Annotated in this window: 17 protein-coding genes and 1 riboswitch; of the genes, 12 read left to right on the top strand and 5 right to left on the bottom strand. The window is 60.2% G+C overall.

Going from position 1 to position 16,336, the window contains the following annotated elements:
- The first annotated feature begins 2 nt into the window (after positions 1 to 2).
- A riboswitch (SAM-SAH riboswitch) is annotated at positions 3 to 50 on the top strand.
- Between the two features lie 4 nt (positions 51 to 54).
- The 9 genes from metK (at position 55) to ACVBAU_RS13905 (ending at position 8,288) form a co-directional block, all read left to right on the top strand.
- Positions 55 to 1,239 (top strand): methionine adenosyltransferase, encoded by a 1,185-nt coding sequence (gene metK, locus ACVBAU_RS13945; protein WP_448326810.1) that lies wholly within the window; start codon positions 55 to 57, stop codon positions 1,237 to 1,239.
- 248 nt (positions 1,240 to 1,487) lie between these two features.
- Positions 1,488 to 2,189, top strand: a complete 702-nt coding sequence (trmB, locus tag ACVBAU_RS13940) for a tRNA (guanosine(46)-N7)-methyltransferase TrmB (protein ID WP_448326809.1) — start codon at positions 1,488 to 1,490, stop codon at positions 2,187 to 2,189.
- 90 nt (positions 2,190 to 2,279) lie between these two features.
- Entirely contained in the window at positions 2,280 to 3,632 is a 1,353-nt protein-coding gene (aroA, locus tag ACVBAU_RS13935) for a 3-phosphoshikimate 1-carboxyvinyltransferase (protein ID WP_448326808.1), read from the top strand.
- Positions 3,632 to 4,246 (top strand): (d)CMP kinase, encoded by a 615-nt coding sequence (locus ACVBAU_RS13930; RefSeq protein ID WP_138922796.1) that lies wholly within the window; start codon positions 3,632 to 3,634, stop codon positions 4,244 to 4,246. Before aroA ends, ACVBAU_RS13930 begins: the two co-directional genes overlap by 1 nt.
- Before the next feature lie 92 nt (positions 4,247 to 4,338).
- Positions 4,339 to 4,716 (top strand): rhodanese-like domain-containing protein, encoded by a 378-nt coding sequence (locus ACVBAU_RS13925; protein WP_335744337.1) that lies wholly within the window; start codon positions 4,339 to 4,341, stop codon positions 4,714 to 4,716.
- 304 nt (positions 4,717 to 5,020) lie between these two features.
- On the top strand, positions 5,021 to 6,697 hold the full coding sequence (gene rpsA / locus ACVBAU_RS13920; protein ID WP_237271345.1) for a 30S ribosomal protein S1: 1,677 nt from the start codon (positions 5,021 to 5,023) through the stop codon (positions 6,695 to 6,697).
- A gap of 277 nt (positions 6,698 to 6,974) precedes the next feature.
- The gene (gene ihfB, locus ACVBAU_RS13915; RefSeq protein ID WP_093733569.1) at positions 6,975 to 7,259 is read left to right on the top strand and encodes an integration host factor subunit beta; all 285 of its coding nucleotides are present in this window, start codon (positions 6,975 to 6,977) and stop codon (positions 7,257 to 7,259) included.
- On the top strand, positions 7,259 to 7,609 hold the full coding sequence (locus tag ACVBAU_RS13910; RefSeq protein WP_093733570.1) for a LapA family protein: 351 nt from the start codon (positions 7,259 to 7,261) through the stop codon (positions 7,607 to 7,609). The genes ihfB and ACVBAU_RS13910 overlap by 1 nt, the downstream gene beginning before the upstream one ends.
- A gap of 34 nt (positions 7,610 to 7,643) precedes the next feature.
- Positions 7,644 to 8,288, top strand: a complete 645-nt coding sequence (locus ACVBAU_RS13905) for a phosphoribosylanthranilate isomerase (RefSeq protein WP_448326807.1) — start codon at positions 7,644 to 7,646, stop codon at positions 8,286 to 8,288.
- A 19-nt stretch (positions 8,289 to 8,307) separates the two neighbouring features.
- Here the strand turns inward: ACVBAU_RS13905 and kdsA are convergent, their stop codons facing one another.
- The 3 genes from kdsA to ACVBAU_RS13890 are packed head-to-tail and all read right to left on the bottom strand — an operon-like array spanning position 8,308 to position 11,475.
- Positions 8,308 to 9,141: a 3-deoxy-8-phosphooctulonate synthase gene (gene kdsA, locus ACVBAU_RS13900; RefSeq protein ID WP_138922799.1), complete on the bottom strand. Its 834-nt coding sequence runs from the start codon at positions 9,139 to 9,141 to the stop codon at positions 8,308 to 8,310.
- Positions 9,138 to 10,838: a capsule biosynthesis protein gene (locus tag ACVBAU_RS13895; RefSeq protein ID WP_448326806.1), complete on the bottom strand. Its 1,701-nt coding sequence runs from the start codon at positions 10,836 to 10,838 to the stop codon at positions 9,138 to 9,140. Before ACVBAU_RS13895 ends, kdsA begins: the two co-directional genes overlap by 4 nt.
- Positions 10,816 to 11,475: an ABC transporter ATP-binding protein gene (locus ACVBAU_RS13890; protein ID WP_093733574.1), complete on the bottom strand. Its 660-nt coding sequence runs from the start codon at positions 11,473 to 11,475 to the stop codon at positions 10,816 to 10,818. Before ACVBAU_RS13890 ends, ACVBAU_RS13895 begins: the two co-directional genes overlap by 23 nt.
- A 249-nt stretch (positions 11,476 to 11,724) precedes the next feature.
- Between ACVBAU_RS13890 and ACVBAU_RS13885 the strand changes: the two genes are divergently transcribed.
- The 3 genes from ACVBAU_RS13885 to ACVBAU_RS13875 are packed head-to-tail and all read left to right on the top strand — an operon-like array spanning position 11,725 to position 14,567.
- Positions 11,725 to 12,312 (top strand): uracil-DNA glycosylase family protein, encoded by a 588-nt coding sequence (locus tag ACVBAU_RS13885; RefSeq protein WP_138922801.1) that lies wholly within the window; start codon positions 11,725 to 11,727, stop codon positions 12,310 to 12,312.
- On the top strand, positions 12,305 to 13,090 hold the full coding sequence (locus ACVBAU_RS13880; RefSeq protein WP_448326805.1) for an SseB family protein: 786 nt from the start codon (positions 12,305 to 12,307) through the stop codon (positions 13,088 to 13,090). The genes ACVBAU_RS13885 and ACVBAU_RS13880 overlap by 8 nt, the downstream gene beginning before the upstream one ends.
- Positions 13,091 to 13,145: 55 nt before the next feature.
- Positions 13,146 to 14,567: an FAD-binding oxidoreductase gene (locus ACVBAU_RS13875; RefSeq protein WP_448326804.1), complete on the top strand. Its 1,422-nt coding sequence runs from the start codon at positions 13,146 to 13,148 to the stop codon at positions 14,565 to 14,567.
- A gap of 18 nt (positions 14,568 to 14,585) precedes the next feature.
- Here ACVBAU_RS13875 and ACVBAU_RS13870 read toward each other — a convergent pair whose 3' ends face one another.
- Both ACVBAU_RS13870 and ACVBAU_RS13865 read right to left on the bottom strand, forming a co-directional pair.
- Positions 14,586 to 15,116: an adenine phosphoribosyltransferase gene (locus tag ACVBAU_RS13870; protein WP_138922804.1), complete on the bottom strand. Its 531-nt coding sequence runs from the start codon at positions 15,114 to 15,116 to the stop codon at positions 14,586 to 14,588.
- A 215-nt stretch (positions 15,117 to 15,331) separates the two neighbouring features.
- Positions 15,332 to 16,204 carry an S-methyl-5'-thioadenosine phosphorylase gene (locus ACVBAU_RS13865; protein WP_138922805.1) on the bottom strand — a complete coding sequence of 291 codons (873 nt, stop codon included), beginning with the start codon at positions 16,202 to 16,204 and terminating at the stop codon, positions 15,332 to 15,334.
- Positions 16,205 to 16,336: the final 132 nt, after the last annotated feature.

Here is a 16,336-nt window from a genome sequence, read left to right as displayed (position 1 = left end):
CTAATCGGCCACAACGGCTTCCTGACGTGGCTATGAAACCTATTGGAGCACTAAATGTCCCGCAAGAATTATACGTTCACTTCGGAATCCGTTTCCGAGGGCCACCCGGATAAGGTCTGCGACCGGATTTCCGACGCAGTACTTGACGCCTTTCTCACCGAAGAGCCCGAAGCGCGGGTGGCAGCCGAGACTTTTGCCACAACCAATCGGGTGATCATCGGCGGCGAAGTGGGCCTGTCAAACAAGTCCAAACTGGACGAATACCTTGGCAAGATTGACGGCATCGCCCGTGCGTGCATCAAAGATATCGGGTACGAGCAGGACGAATTCCACCACGCCACCTGCGAGATCACCAATCTGCTGCACCCCCAGTCGGCGCATATTGCGCAGGGTGTGGACGCGTCGGGCGACAAGGAAGAAGGGGCAGGCGATCAGGGCATCATGTTCGGTTTCGCGACCACTGAAACGCCAGAGCTGATGCCAGCGCCGATTCACTATGCCCATGCGATCCTGCGCCGTCTGGCCGAGGTGCGCAAAGACGGCACCGAGCCGACGCTGCGCCCTGACGCGAAAAGCCAGCTTTCCGTGCGCTATGAAGACGGCAAACCTGTTGGCGTGTCCTCTATCGTGCTGTCGACGCAGCACGCCGACGCGGGCCAGACCAGCGCCGACATTCGCGATATTGTCGAACCCTATATCACCCAAGTCCTGCCCGAAGGCTGGATCACACCGGACACCGAATGGTGGGTGAACCCGACGGGGACATTCGTGATTGGCGGTCCTGACGGTGATGCCGGCCTGACCGGTCGCAAGATCATCGTGGATACCTATGGCGGTGCGGCACCGCACGGGGGCGGCGCGTTCTCGGGCAAAGATCCGACAAAGGTTGACCGCTCTGCTGCCTATGTCGCGCGCTATCTGGCCAAGAACGTCGTCGCCGCGGGTCTGGCAGAGAAATGCACGATCCAGCTGAGCTATGCGATCGGCGTATCAAAGCCCTTGTCGATCTATTGCGACACCTATGGCGGCGACGCCGATGTGTCGGATGCCGCGATTGAAAAAGCGATCCGCCAGATCATCGACCTGACCCCACGGGGCATCCGCGAGCATCTGGAGCTGAACAAGCCGATCTATGAACGCACAGCTGCCTATGGCCACTTTGGCCGCGCGCCCGAAGCGGACGGCGGGTTCAGCTGGGAAAAGACCGATCTGGTCGATGCACTGAAAGCCGCACTGTAAGCAAGCGCGGTATTGGACGCGAAAGGGCAGCCCGTGGGCTGCCCTTTCGCTTTGGCGGGGTGCGCCCAAAGGGGGGGCGGCGCGCCCAAGCCGGGGCGCTTGCCGATAGAGATATGGCTGATGCTCTTGGTCAGGAACCCTTTGATCCGTGTCGGGATCATCTCAAAACCGTCAGCAAGACGGGCTTTTGCGTCGGGGGATCACGCGGAATGTTGCGCCCGTAGCCATCGCAGGCTAAAGCCAGCGCCATGACACATCCAGAACGCCCCCGCCGCAATTTCTACGGTCGCCTTAAAGGCAAATCGCTTAAGCCAAGCCAGAAAGGCTATATCGAAGAGGACCTAGAGGCGCTGTCCCCCGGTCCCGTCGATTGGGATGCGAACCCTGACCGCACACCGCTGGATCTGCCGACTTTGTTTGATGGCAAACCTGTCTGGCTCGAGATCGGCTTTGGCGGTGGTGAACATATGGTGCATCAGGCCGCCCAAAACCCCGACGTGGGTATCATCGGCTGCGAACCCTATATGAACGGGGTCGCGATGCTGTTGGGCAAGATCCGCCGCGCGGGGGTCGACAATGTGGCGATCCACCCCGGCGATGCGCGCGATATCTTTGACGTGCTGCCCGAGGCGTCGATTGACCGCGCTTTTCTGCTCTATCCCGATCCTTGGCCCAAGACACGCCATCACCGGCGCCGGTTCGTGACGCCTGAACACCTTGAACCGCTGGTGAAGGTGCTCAAGCCCGGTGCGATTTTCCGTGTCGCGACGGATATCGAGGACTATGTGCGCCAGACGCTTGAACAGGTGCCACGCCACGGGTTCGAATGGCTGGCCGAACGCCCCGGCGACTGGAAAGAACCGTGGGGCGATTGGATTTCCACGCGCTACGAACAAAAAGCCCTGCGCGAGGGGCGCGTGCCGCATTACCTGACCTTCCGCAAGATCTAAGCGGCAGGCAGGCTGCCCCGACGCGGGCAATGGACGGCACGGGATCGCTGGTTTAAGACGGACTTTCAGGAAGTTTTTTGAGGGTTCTCCATGTCCAGCCACGCCACGCCCGTCCCGATGACCTCTACCGCTTGCGGCCCGCTGTCCGGCGTGGCCGAGGTGCCCGGCGACAAGTCGATCTCGCACCGTTCCCTGATTTTGGGCGCGATGTGTGTGGGGGAAACCACCATCAGCGGTCTGCTTGAAGGTGATGACGTGCTGGACACAGCCAAGGCGATGCAAGCCTTTGGCGCAGAAGTCACCAATATGGGCGGCGGCAACTGGTCGGTGCGCGGCGTCGGCGTTGGTGGTTTTGCTGAACCTGACGGGGTGATCGACTGCGGCAACTCCGGCACGGGGGTACGGTTGATCATGGGGTCGATGGCAACATCCCCGATCAGCGCGACATTTACCGGCGACGCAAGCCTGAACGGTCGCCCCATGGCGCGGGTCACGGACCCGCTAGCGCTGTTTGGCACGCAAGCCGTTGGCCGCAAAGGCGGGCGCTTGCCGATGACCATCGTGGGGGCCGCTGACCCGGTGCCTGTACGTTACACTGTTCCGGTCCCGTCGGCGCAGGTAAAATCTGCCGTGTTGCTGGCGGGCCTGAACGCCCCAGGCAAGACTGTCGTGATCGAGGCCGAGGCCACGCGCGACCATACCGAGCGCATGTTGGCGGGCTTTGGCGCTGAAATCACAGTCGAAGACACCGACGAGGGCCGTGTGATCACTCTGACCGGCCAGCCAGAACTGCAAGCGCAGCATGTCGATGTCCCGCGCGATCCGTCCTCGGCTGCGTTTCCTGTCTGTGCCGCGTTGATTGTGCCGGGGTCGGATGTGCTGGTGCCAGGCATCGGGTTGAACCCGACGCGGGCAGGGCTGTTCACCACATTGCGCGAAATGGGGGCCGACCTGAGCTATGAGAATGAACGGACCGAGGGCGGTGAGCCCGTGGCTGATCTGCGGGCAAAGTTTTCGCCCGATCTGAAAGGCATCGAGGTGCCACCAGCCCGCGCAGCGTCGATGATTGACGAATATCCGGTGCTGTCTGTCGTCGCCTCCTTTGCGCAGGGCCAAACGATGATGCGCGGTGTCAAAGAGCTGCGCGTCAAGGAAAGCGACCGGATCGATGCGATGGCCAAGGGGCTGCGCGCCAACGGGATCGAAGTGGACGAGGGCCCAGACTGGTGGGCGGTAACCGGACGGGGGCACGGGAACGTGCCGGGCGGTGCGACCTGTGCCAGCCAGCTGGACCACCGGATTGCGATGTCTTTCATGATCCTTGGCATGGCCGCGGCGTCGCCCGTCAGTGTGGATGACGGGGCACCCATCACCACGTCCTTCCCGATCTTCGAACCGCTGATGAAACGTCTTGGTGCGAATGTGACACAGGGGGAGGCGTAATGTTGGGATTTACCGTTGCGATTGACGGGCCAGCTGCAGCGGGCAAGGGCACCGTAGGGCGCGCCGTCGCTGCACATTTCGGCTTTGCGCATCTGGATACCGGCCTGCTGTACCGTGCCGTCGGGGCCAAGGTGCTGGACGGCATGACCGCCGAAGAGGCCGCGCTGACCTTGCAGGCCGATGACCTCGAGAATGACCAGCTGCGCACCAACGCTGTGGCAGAGGCTGCAAGCCTCGCCGCTGCAATTCCCGCTGTGCGTGCCGCCTTGGTCGATTTCCAGCGCAGCTTTGCCATGCGGGCAGGGGGCGCGGTTCTGGACGGGCGTGACATCGGCACCGTGATCTGCCCCGATGCACCGGTAAAGCTGTTCATCACCGCCACACCAGAGGTGCGCGCGCAGCGCCGCTTTGTCGAGCTAAGCGCCAAAGGGGCAGAGGTCACACTCGAAGGGGTTTTGGCCGATGTTCAGGCCCGCGACGCGCGCGACAGCACCCGCGCCGAGGCACCATTAAAGCCCGCCGAGGATGCGGAACTGATGGACACGTCGACAATGGATATCGAAACGGCCGTGGCGCGCGCAATTGCACTGGTGGCAGCGCGGCAGGGTGTTTGAGCGCGCTGGAACGAATGGCGGCGTTTAACGTTGGTCCAAGACGTGCTTAGCGCTAAGCTCGGCGCGACATGAATTAACAAGAGGTGCTGATTATGAAGACCGCTCAAGATTATCTCGACGCTGCCAATGCCGTAGTCCCCAAGATGGACGTTAATGATGCGATTGCGAAACACGCCAAAGGCGAAGGCATGTTTATTGATGTGCGCGACTCTGGTGACATCGCCAAAAGCGGCACAATCAAGGGCGCACACCGCGTGCCGCGTGGCATGATCGAATTCCGCGCCGATGCGAACAAAGAAGAGATGTATAACCCGATCTTCAAGAAAGACGCGGAAATCTATCTAATTTGCGGGGCGGGCGGCCAAGCCGCGTTGTCGGGCAAGACCCTACACGACATGGGCTTTAGCAATGTCACCAACATTGGTGGTTTCCCCGGCTGGAAAGACGCGGGCGGCCCGACCGAAGCCTAAGCGTCACGGCGCATGACGGATCACGAGAGGGCAGGCTGCGGTCTGCCTTTTCGCACGTCATATCCCCCCGCATACGCAGGCTATAAAGGGTGCCAGCCCTTGCGTTTGCTGAAAAACGGGACTATACGCGCGACTGTCTAAGGGGCGGATACACGTTTCGGGCGCAGTATATCAGGCAGGGTCGGTTTCATCCGGCCCTCTTTGTTTTGCGGATCGAATCCCATCGTGGATGACAACTTTAACCACAGACCGGCGGAGACAACCGCGCGGCCAGAAACCAAATGCTAAAGGAAAATCAAGCTACATGGCTATGAACTCAATGGAAGACTTCGAAGCACTTTTGGAAGAAAGCTTTGAAATGGACACGCCCGCAGAGGGCTCAGTTGTCAAAGGCAAGGTTATCGCGATCGAAGCGGGCCAAGCCATTATCGACGTCGGCTACAAGATGGAAGGCCGCGTCGAGCTGAAAGAATTTGCCGAGCCTGGCGAAGCTCCGAAAGTGGAAGTCGGCGACGAAGTCGAAGTGTTCCTGCGTCAGGTTGAAAACTCGCGCGGCGAAGCTGTTATCTCCCGTGAGATGGCGCGTCGCGAAGAAGCTTGGGACCGTCTGGAAAAAGCCTATGCCGCAGAAGAGCGCGTTGAAGGCGCGATCTTTGGCCGTGTTAAAGGTGGCTTTACCGTTGATCTGGGCGGCGCTGTTGCCTTCCTTCCCGGTTCCCAAGTTGACGTGCGCCCCGTGCGCGATGCCGGCCCTCTGATGGGTCTGAAGCAGCCGTTCCAAGTTCTGAAAATGGACCGTCGTCGTGGCAACATCGTTGTATCGCGTCGTGCAATCCTTGAAGAATCCCGTGCCGAACAGCGTGCCGAAGTGATCGGCAACCTGACCGAAGGTCAGGAAGTTGATGGTGTGGTCAAGAACATCACCGAATACGGTGCGTTCGTTGATCTGGGCGGCGTTGACGGCTTGCTGCACGTCACAGACATGGCATGGCGTCGTGTGAACCACCCATCCGAGATCCTGGCGATCGGCGAAACCATCAAGGTTCAGGTCATCAAGATCAACAAAGAGACGCACCGCATCTCCTTGGGTATGAAACAGCTGCAAGAAGATCCATGGGATCTGGTTCAAGCCAAGTACCCGCTGGAATCCACGCACACTGGCCGCGTCACCAACATCACCGATTACGGTGCATTTGTTGAGCTGGAGCCAGGCGTTGAAGGTCTGGTTCACGTGTCCGAAATGTCTTGGACCAAAAAGAACGTACACCCCGGCAAGATCGTTTCCACCAGCCAAGAAGTCGAAGTCATGGTTCTGGAAATCGATGGCGCCAAGCGTCGCGTTTCCCTTGGTCTGAAACAGACCATGCGCAACCCATGGGAAGTGTTCGCTGAAACACACCCAGAAGGCACCGAAGTCGAAGGCGAAGTCAAAAACATCACCGAATTCGGTCTGTTTGTTGGCCTGCCAGGCGACATCGACGGTATGGTTCACCTGTCCGACCTGAGCTGGGACCAGCGCGGCGAAGAAGCGATCCAAGACTACCGTAAAGGTGACACGGTTCAGGCCGTTGTTTCCGAAGTTGACGTTGAAAAAGAACGCATCAGCCTGTCGATCAAAGGTGTGGGCGGCGACAAGTTCGCAGAAGCAGTGGGCGGCGTGAAGCGCGGTTCCGTTGTGACTGTGTCCGTGACCTCCATCGAAGAAGGTGGCATCGAAGTCGAATACGAAGGTATGAAAGCCTTCATCCGTCGCTCCGATCTGTCGCGTGACCGTGCCGAACAACGCCCCGAGCGTTTCTCGGTTGGTGACAAGGTCGACGTACGCATCACCAACGTGGACGCGAAAGCGCACCGTCTGGGCGTCTCGATTAAAGCACGCGAAATCGCAGAAGAGAAAGAAGCAGTCGAGCAGTATGGCTCCTCTGACTCCGGCGCATCCTTGGGTGATATCCTGGGTGCCGCTCTGAAGGGCGACGAATAAGCCTTAGCGCTTATCGCAGACAATCTCGGGCCTCGCAGTGCAGACTGCGGGGCCCTTTTTCGTTCCGAATCGCAAGGGGGTGCATTGGGGCGGGCGAGGGCGGCTGGCCGCGCCATTCCGGGTGCCAGTGTGAATTATGGCCAAAAAATGACTGCAAAACAGCGACTTCCCGCCGTTTAATGACGATAATAGAAATTTGGATGACTTCACGAACGCGTTTGGTTTGCTATAGTCCCCTCTAGTTAAGACATAAATTGCGCACCTCGGAGGACGTTAAATGATCCGGTCAGAACTGATCCAGAAGATTGCCGATGACAATCCCCATCTCTATCAGCGCGACGTTGAGCGGATCGTGAATACCATCTTTGAAGAGATCACCGGCGCGATGGCCGCCGGGGACCGTGTCGAGCTGCGCGGCTTTGGTGCTTTTTCGGTCAAAAAACGTGACGCGCGCGTGGGACGGAACCCTCGTACTGGGGAAACGGTTCATGTAGAAGAAAAGCACGTGCCGTTCTTCAAGACCGGTAAACTGCTTAGAGATCGTTTAAACGGGAATTCCTAATGCGCTATGTTCGCTACCTCTGCATCGCAGTCTTCGCCATTGCACTGATCGCGGTCGCCTTGGCCAACCGGTCTATGGTGTCGCTGAAATTGCTGCCGACCGAGGTTTCGGGCTGGTTCGCAATGAACCCTGAAATCCAGGTGCCGCTGTTCATTGTTATTCTGGGCAGCATCATCGCCGGCCTTCTTGTCGGTTTTGTCTGGGAATGGATTCGTGAATACGGCCAACGTGCTGAAGCCGCCCGTCAGGCCCGCGAAATGCGCCGGTTGGAGCGTGAAGTCGCACGGTTGAAGGGCGAGAAGTATCAGGACCAAGACGAGGTTCTGGCGTTGCTGGATCAAGCAAGCTAAGCGGGCCTATGCCCCTTAGCGCAGGAACCATTCGATGACCCAAAATTTGCATGTGAAATTCTGCGGCTTACGCAGCACGCAGGATATTGCCGCGGCGGCTGCCGCCGGTGCGCGTTATGTCGGGTTCGTCTTTTTCGAAAGATCCCCGCGCCACGTCACGATCGAACAAGCCGCGGTGCTGGCCGTAGAGGTCCCTATGGGGCTGTGCAAGGTCGCGCTGACGGTGGATGCGGATGATGCCTTTCTGGATGCGTTGACCGCCTCTGTCCCCATCGACATGCTACAGCTGCATGGCAAGGAATCGCCTGAACGCGTGGCCGAGGTCAAGGCGCGCTATGGGCTGCCGGTGATGAAAGCTGTAGGGGTCGCGGATGCCGATGACCTGCCGCAGATCGATGTCTATATGGCTGTCGCGGACCAGATCTTGATTGATGCCAAACCGCCCAAAGGAGCTGCATTGCCCGGTGGCAACGGGCTGTCGTTTGACTGGCGTCTGGTCGCGGACCGCACATGGGATAAGCCGTGGATGCTGGCAGGTGGCCTGACGCCCGACAACGTAGCAGAGGCGGCGCGTATGACCGGCGCACGGCAAGTCGATGTGTCGTCGGGTGTGGAAAGCGCGCCGGGGGTCAAGGACGCTGGGCTGATCGCGGCATTCGGAAACGCCGCGAAAGTCTGAGTATTGGCAGGATGCCCCCTTAGAAGTTTAGGGGGTATTCCTTGGCGAGCGCGTCGAATTTCATCAGCGATGCGATAAGGGCTGGCATCTGATCCAGATAGATCATGTTGGGCCCGTCCGACGGCGCATTGTCGGGGTCTTCGTGGGTCTCGATGAACACCGCACCTACACCAATCGCCACAGCAGCGCGTGCCATGACTGGTGCAAATTCGCGTTGTCCGCCGCTCGAACCGCCTTGCCCACCGGGTTGCTGGACCGAATGCGTCGCATCCATCACGACAGGGTATCCGGTCTGCGCCATTTGGGGCAGGCTGCGCATGTCGGCGACCAGCGTGTTGTACCCAAAAGAGGTGCCGCGTTCTGTGAGCAAGATGCGCTTGTTGCCGGTGGATTCGATCTTGGCGACGACATTGGGCATGTCCCACGGGGCCAGAAACTGGCCTTTCTTCACATTGACGACCTTGCCCGTATTGCCAGCGGCTAGCAGCATATCGGTTTGGCGGCACAGGAAGGCGGGGATTTGCAGGATGTCCACTGCTTCGGCGGCGATGGCACATTGGGCTTCGGTGTGAACATCCGTCAGAACCGGCACGCCGATGGACTTGCCCACAGACTGCAACACGGCCAGACCTTCGTCGATGCCAAGCCCGCGTTTGCCGCCAAGCGAGGTCCGGTTGGCCTTGTCATAGCTGGCCTTGAACACGAACTGCGCGCCGACGGCGTCGCAGGCCTCTTTCATCTGGCCGGCGATCATCTGGGCGTGGGTTTCGCTTTCCAACTGGCAAGGGCCTGCGATCACCGTCAGCGGGCGATCATTCCCGATAACGACATTTCCAACGGTGACTTGGGTCATTTTGTTACCTGTTCTTTCAGAATAGAGGAGGTCAGCGATAGCATGAGGTAGATGCCCGCAAAGATCAGAAATGTCAAAATCGTGTTCTCGAACTTGCGCGGATATGTGGCGGATTGCGATGCGACAGGGCGCACCGCAACAGTCAGATAGCGCACCTGACGGCTGGCTTCGGTGCGGGCTTGTTCCATCTGTGTGAGCGATGCCTGAAGTGCTGCATCCGCGGCGGCCAAATCGGCCTGCGCCAGTTGCAAGCTGACGGCCTGCTGCGCAAGAGAGTTCGTACCCTCTGTGGCGCTGTTCATACGCTGGTTCAAGCGGTCCAGCTGGGCGCCAAGCCGGCGCACGTCGCCTTGGGCACCGTCCACCTTGGCGCGGTTGGGGCGCGGGTTGTCGAGCAGGGCAGCGAGCTCAAGCTCTTTTTCCAACAGCAGTGTTTCGTAGTTGGTGATCTGCCCGCGGATCGACGCAATAACAGCCTGCGGATCGACGCCATTTTCAACTTGCAGCTTGATCAGCGCCTCCTGCGCCTCGCGGCGTTTGGCGACAGTCTGTTCATAGGCCTCGCGCGCGTCGCGCATACCGTCTTCGCGCTTTTGTTGCGACAGGGCGTTCACGCGTTCCTCGGCGTAGTCGAGCAGGTGCTGAGAGAAATCAGTGGCGACTGCCGGATCGGCGGCGATGACCTCCATTCGGATCATCCCTTCGGTGGGGTCGTAGCCGATTTTAACGTTGTCCTTGTAGAATTTATAGGCTTCCTCGTTTGACGCATCCGGGTGCATCCGCTGGATCGGGTCAATCTCGGGATCAGAGAAATGCTGCATAAAGCCGACGTCGCGGTCCAGGCGCAGCATGGCGTCTTTGGACTGCAGGTAGCTTTGCGTCGCGATACTGTCGGCAGAGTTGGCGAATTGCGTCGGCAACAGCCCGCCAAGCGGGCCAAGCCCGCCGGTGCCCTCGTTCTGAATGATCAGGAACTGGCTGTCGGTCGCATACATTGGCGTGGCGATTTTATAGAAATAATAGCCTCCCATCAGTGTGGGTAGCCCGACGAAAAACGCCAGCCGCACCGCCAAAAGCGCCATCTTGCGGCGGCGGCGTTTGGTAATGTCGCGCTGGATATCCGAAATTTCGCGCATCCGGCGTTCCATCGGATTAACGTCGGTCGAGGGAACATTACGCCCCCCTGCAGGTACCGTTTGCGGCAGTTGAATTCGGTTCTTAGACAGGGCCGTACCCGTGGATTTCTGATCTTGCGGGACGACGAGCTCCAGCATGTTTGAACGTTGGAACGGATCAATACCCTGATCGCGCAATAGACGTACCGCATCAAAATCCGAGGTCGGCGCAAGCCCGTGTTTCTGGGCCACGCGCCGTGCCATCCGCAACTGGCGGCCGGTCAGCCCTTCGCGACGGATCGCGTCAATGTCCTGCTCGCCGCCGACTTCGTCTGCGGAAGCAACCTCTCCGCTGCGCGGAGCCGGCGACGGGGTGGAACGTGGTGGCGCAGACGCGGGGGAGGCCGCCGTCGTTCGGGCGCTGTTGACAGGTTCTGAAACGTTGTCCTGCGCAGCGCCCGCCGCAGGCGGAACGTCAGAAGACGTGGCCGAAGTCGCCTTGGGCGTTTCGGTGCCTTGCGGGGCTGCCGCAGGGGCCGCGCGTTTGATGCGGAATTTTCTAGCCTTGGGTTTCGTAGTCATAAAGCTGTTTGGCCTCTTCCAAGGTGTCGAAGATATGAAGCTTTCCGCCAAGTAGTACAGCAGCGGACCGCGCGAATTGTTCCAACGTCTCGGCTTGGTGCGACACGATGATGATCGTCGTCGTTTGCAGACGCTCTTGCAGAATTTCGCCCGCCTTGCGGTTGAATTCAACATCTGTGGTGCTCGGCATGCCTTCGTCGATCAAATAGATGTCGAAATCAAGCGCAAGCAGCAGTGAAAACGAAAACCGTGATTTCATCCCGGCGGAATATGTCCCGACCGGCTGGTCAAAATATTCACCCAAACCGCACAGCCAGCGGCAAAAACTTTCGACGTAATCAGGGTCCAAGCCATAGAGCCGCGCAATATAGCGGGCGTTTTCCATGGCAGAGATCTTGTTGATGACGCCGCCCATAAACCCCAGTGGAAAGCTGATGTTGCAGCCCCGTCTGATTTCGCCTTCGTCCGGTTTTTCCAGCCCCGCCATCATATTGATAAGGGTCGTCTTACCGGTGCCATTGGGGGCGAGGATGCCAAGGGAATGACCCAAATCCACACGAAACGACACATGGTCCAGAATGACCTTGTGTTGCGTGCCAGTCCAAAAGGACTTGGATACGTTGTCAAATTCCAGCATGCCTGCTCCGATTGGTGCTGTTGTGGGTATATCGCGCCCTGTTTCCCGAGGCTTGTGCGGTGTCTAGCCCACTATTTTGACTATATTATGTCGTAGATGAGACTGTATTTACAAGGAGCCAAAGCAAAGGGCACGCCGCAAAGGTAGGCCATTGTCGACAAGGAGCCGTGAACGGTGCCGCCTGCGCGCCGCAACCGTCCGTGCGAGGCCCGGGTTGAAACCGGCGACCCACCCCTTAGGTCTAGGCGCATGACAGATATCCGCCCGCAACTGAGCCAATGTACCCTGTGCGCCGACCGCTTTGCCGCGACGGCGACGGCGCATCGGCCCAATCCGGTCGTGTGGTTCCAGCCGGGCGCGCGGATGTTGATTGCCTCGCAGGCACCGGGGTTGCGGGTCCACGAGGCGAATACCCCGTTCTGGGACGCCTCTGGCAAACGCTTGCGCGATTGGCTGGGCGTGGACGAGGCGACGTTTTATGACCGCAGCCGCGTGGCGATCATCCCAATGGCATTCTGCTTTCCGGGCTATGATGCCAAAGGCAGCGACCTGCCGCCGCCCCCCGTCTGCGCGAAAACGTGGCGGGCAGGGGCGCTGGCCACCGTGCCCGATGTGCGGCTGACCGTGTTGATCGGGGCCTATGCCATGCGCTATCACTTGCCCGGGTTCACCACCGTCACCCGCGCGGTCGCCGAATGGCAAAACCACCGAAACGGCGTCTTTGCCTTGCCTCATCCGTCGTGGCGCAATACCGGTTGGCTCAAGAAAAATCCGTGGTTCGAGGAAGAGGTGCTTCCCCGGCTCCGCGCTGCTGTAAGGAATGTATTGGATGACTGACGCGACTCCGCTGGACATCGCCCATGCCGCCATGATGGCCGACGAAAGCGATGACGCCGCCCGCCTGCGGTTCTATGAACGCATGGCCGACGTGGAACTGTTCCTGCTGCTCGAAGACGAACCCGCGGCCGATCAGATCAGCCCCGTTCTGCTGGATGACGCCTATGTGTTGGTCTTTGATCGGATCGAACGTCTCGCGGCCCATGTGGGCCAGCCCGCGCCCTATGTGGCGCTGTCGGGGCGTGCGATAGCAGGGATGCTGGACGGGCAGCCGCTTGGCATGGCGGTCAACCTTGATGTGGCCCCGTCGGCGATCCTGTTGCCCGACAGCGCGGTGGCATGGCTGCGCGAAACGCTCGCCCACCAAGCCGGAGAGGTCGAGGCCCGCATTGATCGCGTCTTGCCGCCGACCGGCTTGCCCGAAACGCTGATCGCCGCGATTGATGCCAAGCTGGCGACCGCCACGGGCATGGCCGCAGGGGCTTGGTTGGTCAGGGTCGAATATACCGGCGGCGGGCATGGGCATTTGCTGGGCTTTGTCGGGGCAATCCCGCGGGCCCAAGACGCGCTGGTGCGTGCCGCATCCGAGGCGCTGACGTTTTCGGGGATCGACGCAGGGGCAATGGACGTGGGGTTCTTTGCGCCGTCTGATCCGACGGTCGAAAAACTGTCAAAAGTCGGGCTGCGCTTTGATCTGCCGCAGATGGACCCGCTGGAAAAAACCCCGCGGATGGAGGCTCCTGGTTCTGATCCGTCAAAGCCGCCGATCTTGCATTAATCGGTCCCCGCCAAAGCCGCTTGCATCCCGCCTCGCTTGGCGCGATCAATAGGGCATGACATTGAACCCCGCTGATCCCGCATTCGAGGCCGCGTTGCGTGCCGATCTGTCGCCCGACGTGTTCCGCGAGGTCGAACCTCGCTATCTGGAAGAACCACGCGGGCTCTATGCGGGAAAATCCGCAGTGCTAGCGCTGCCGCGCACTGTCGAAGAGGTCGCAACCCTGATCCGCCATGCCAATGCGGCGCGGGTTGGTGTGATCCCGTACGGCGGGGGCACCGGATTGGTCGGGGGGCAGGTGGCCGAAACCGGCCCCGCACCGCTGATCCTTTCGCTGGAGCGCATGAATAAACTTCGCGCGGTGTACCCTGATGAGAACGTGCTGGTGGCCGAAGCGGGGATGATCCTGTCAGACGTGCAAGCCGCCGCCGAAGCCGCCGACCGCCTGTTCCCCTTGACGCTCGCAGCGCAGGGTTCTGCCCGCATCGGGGGCAATCTGGCGACAAACGCAGGCGGTACCGGCGTGCTGCGCTATGGCAACGCCCGCGATCTGTGTCTGGGCCTCGAGGCGGTGCTGCCCGATGGTCAAATCTGGAACGGGCTGACCCGACTGCGCAAAAACAACACCGGCTACGACTTGCGTCATTTGCTGGTCGGGGCCGAGGGCACGCTTGGCGTCATCACAGCCGCCGCGCTGAAACTCTTTCCGCGTCCGGCCAAGACGGGAACGGCGCTGCTGGTCGTGAACTCTCCGGCGGCCGCGCTGAAGCTGCTGTCGTTGGCGCGCAGCCAGTTGGGCGAGATGATCAGTGCATTTGAAATCATGAATGGCGTCGGGCTGGATTTCCTGACCGAAAAGATGCCCGAGCTGCGCCAGCCCTTCGACACACCCCCTGAATGGAGCGTGCTGATCGAATTGGGGCTCAGCGGTGAACTGGACCCGATGGCATCGCTTGAAACGCTGTTCGCCGCCGCCTTTGAGGCGGATCTGGTCACCGACGGGCTGATCGCGCAAAGCCAGCAGCAGGCCGAAGATTTCTGGGCCGTCCGCGAGATGATGCCCCATGCCAACCGCCAGATCGGGTCGATCTCCAGCCACGATATCTCGGTGCCCTTGGGGGCGCTGCCTGAGTTTATCATTCGGGCGGGCGAAAAAGTCACGGCACTTGGGGACTTCAGGATCAACTGTTTCGGTCATGTGGGCGACGGCAACCTGCACTATAATGTCTTCCCCGTGCAGGGGCGCAGCCGCGAGGACCATCTGGACGACCGTGGCGCGATCAAGACGGCGATCCACGATCTGGTGCATGAATTGGGCGGCTCTATCAGTGCGGAACACGGCATCGGGCGGCTCAAGGTCAAAGACCTCGAACGCTATAGCGATCCCGCGAAGCTGTCGGCGCTGCACGCGATCAAGGCGGCCTTAGACCCCAAAGGGATCATGAACCCCGGCGCGATGTTCCCCGCGCCGGCGTAAACCTTTAGGCAGGGCCGTTCAGGCCCCGTCGAATGCGCAGAGCGCGTTGACTTCCATCCCCATGGCTTCCAGCCGCTTACGCCCGCCAAGTTCTGGCAGGTCGATGATAAAGGCGCAGGACACGATCTCGCCGCCCAAACGCTGGATCAGCTTGATCCCCGCCTCGGCGGTGCCGCCAGTGGCGAGCAGATCATCGACGACCAGAACCTTCTCACCGGGTTTGATCGCGTCCTCGTGCAATTCGACAATCGCCTCGCCGTATTCAAGCTTATAATCCTGAGAGATGGTGCGACCGGGCAGCTTGCCCTTTTTGCGGATCGGCACGAACCCCACCGACAGCTGGTGCGCAATTGCGCCGCCCAGAATAAACCCGCGTGCCTCAAGCCCGACCACTTTGTCGATATCGATACCGGCGTAGGGGTGCAGCATCTGGTCAATCGCCATACGAAACCCGCGCGGGTCGGCGAAAAGCGTGGTCACATCGCGAAACATGATCCCTTCATGGGGGAAGTCGACAATGGTACGGATGTAATCTTGAACCTGTTTCATGCAGTGCTCCAGTCGTTGGGCTTTGGTCGGTCCCTGCACCAGCGCAGCAACCGCGCCACAGCGTTAAGCGACCCGCCCCCTGTCAGCAAGCGTCTTCCACAGCGCGTCAAAGCAGGACATCGCGTCAAGACCGCACGGCCTGTCTTCATTTTGCCAAATAAACTCACCTGCCACAGCACCCTCCACGGGCGCTGCGACAGCGTTTGCAGCGCGGCCTAGAGCACCCGACCTGCTACTGCATCCAGTTTGGCCACCAGTGCTGCGTCGCGCATTTCAGGCTGGGTCATGATCGCATACTCCAGCGCGCGGTCGCAGCCATGCGGGCAGGGCGCGCGGTCAGCCCCAAGCAGCTTGGGTAGACGCGCAACGAGTTGGCGGCCCTTGTCGGCATTGCCCGTCAGCGTCTCGATGATCTTGGTCACGTCAACCTCGCCATGATCCGGATGCCAGCTGTCATAATCGGTGATCATTGCGACCGACGCATAGCAAAGCTCTGCCTCGCGGGCCAATTTAGCTTCGGGCATATTGGTCATGCCGATCACATCCGCGCCCCAGCTTTCGCGGTACATCTTGGATTCGGCCAGCGTGCTGAACTGCGGGCCTTCCATCGCCAGATAGGTACCGCCACGGTGCACATTGATGCCAGCGTCGCGCGCAGCGGTTTCGCACGCGTCGCCCAAGCGCGGGCAAGTGGGGTGTGCCACGCTGACATGAGCGACGCAGCCGGTGCCAAAGAACGACTTTTCCCGCGCAATGGTCCGGTCGATGAACTGGTCCACGATGACAAAATCACCCGGTGCCATTTCATCGCGGAACGACCCGCAGGCAGACACACTGATCACATCCGTGCAGCCCAGCCGTTTCAGCGCGTCGATATTGGCGCGGTAAGGCACGGTGGAGGGCGCATGCACATGTCCACGACCGTGCCGCGGCAGAAAGGCCATTTCTACCCCGTCGAGCCTGCCGGTCAGGATTGCATCCGAAGGCGGCCCCCACGGGCTCTCGACGGTCAACCACTCGGCCCCCTCCAACCCGTTGATATCATAGATGCCGGAGCCGCCGATCACGGCGATTTTAGTCTGTGTCATGAAGGTGCCTTTGGATTGAGTTGGCGGCAGAGTATCAAGCTTGGCCCTTAGGGAAAGCCTCAAATCCGGGGTCGGACCCTCCCGTGCCTTTCATTTTGTTCACGTTTCAGCTAGGAGGCGGCAACGACCTTT

This window comes from Sulfitobacter sp. M13, assembly GCF_053474885.1.
The sequence above is the reverse complement of the archived record's forward strand: the minus strand, read 5'-3'. Positions and strand labels throughout refer to the sequence as shown.

Excerpts from the sequence above, each read along its gene's own strand:
- metK (WP_448326810.1), top strand. The coding sequence starts at position 55 with ATGTCCCGCAAGAATTATACGTTCACTTCGGAATCCGTTTCCGAGGGC.
- trmB (WP_448326809.1), top strand. The coding sequence starts at position 1,488 with ATGACACATCCAGAACGCCCCCGCCGCAATTTCTACGGTCGCCTTAAA.
- aroA (WP_448326808.1), top strand. The coding sequence starts at position 2,280 with ATGTCCAGCCACGCCACGCCCGTCCCGATGACCTCTACCGCTTGCGGC.
- ACVBAU_RS13930 (WP_138922796.1), top strand. The coding sequence starts at position 3,632 with ATGTTGGGATTTACCGTTGCGATTGACGGGCCAGCTGCAGCGGGCAAG.
- ACVBAU_RS13925 (WP_335744337.1), top strand. The coding sequence starts at position 4,339 with ATGAAGACCGCTCAAGATTATCTCGACGCTGCCAATGCCGTAGTCCCC.
- rpsA (WP_237271345.1), top strand. The coding sequence starts at position 5,021 with ATGGCTATGAACTCAATGGAAGACTTCGAAGCACTTTTGGAAGAAAGC.
- ihfB (WP_093733569.1), top strand. The coding sequence starts at position 6,975 with ATGATCCGGTCAGAACTGATCCAGAAGATTGCCGATGACAATCCCCAT.
- ACVBAU_RS13910 (WP_093733570.1), top strand. The coding sequence starts at position 7,259 with ATGCGCTATGTTCGCTACCTCTGCATCGCAGTCTTCGCCATTGCACTG.
- ACVBAU_RS13905 (WP_448326807.1), top strand. The coding sequence starts at position 7,644 with ATGACCCAAAATTTGCATGTGAAATTCTGCGGCTTACGCAGCACGCAG.
- kdsA (WP_138922799.1), bottom strand. The coding sequence starts at position 9,141 with ATGACCCAAGTCACCGTTGGAAATGTCGTTATCGGGAATGATCGCCCG.
- ACVBAU_RS13895 (WP_448326806.1), bottom strand. The coding sequence starts at position 10,838 with ATGACTACGAAACCCAAGGCTAGAAAATTCCGCATCAAACGCGCGGCC.
- ACVBAU_RS13890 (WP_093733574.1), bottom strand. The coding sequence starts at position 11,475 with ATGCTGGAATTTGACAACGTATCCAAGTCCTTTTGGACTGGCACGCAA.
- ACVBAU_RS13885 (WP_138922801.1), top strand. The coding sequence starts at position 11,725 with ATGACAGATATCCGCCCGCAACTGAGCCAATGTACCCTGTGCGCCGAC.
- ACVBAU_RS13880 (WP_448326805.1), top strand. The coding sequence starts at position 12,305 with ATGACTGACGCGACTCCGCTGGACATCGCCCATGCCGCCATGATGGCC.
- ACVBAU_RS13875 (WP_448326804.1), top strand. The coding sequence starts at position 13,146 with ATGACATTGAACCCCGCTGATCCCGCATTCGAGGCCGCGTTGCGTGCC.
- ACVBAU_RS13870 (WP_138922804.1), bottom strand. The coding sequence starts at position 15,116 with ATGAAACAGGTTCAAGATTACATCCGTACCATTGTCGACTTCCCCCAT.
- ACVBAU_RS13865 (WP_138922805.1), bottom strand. The coding sequence starts at position 16,204 with ATGACACAGACTAAAATCGCCGTGATCGGCGGCTCCGGCATCTATGAT.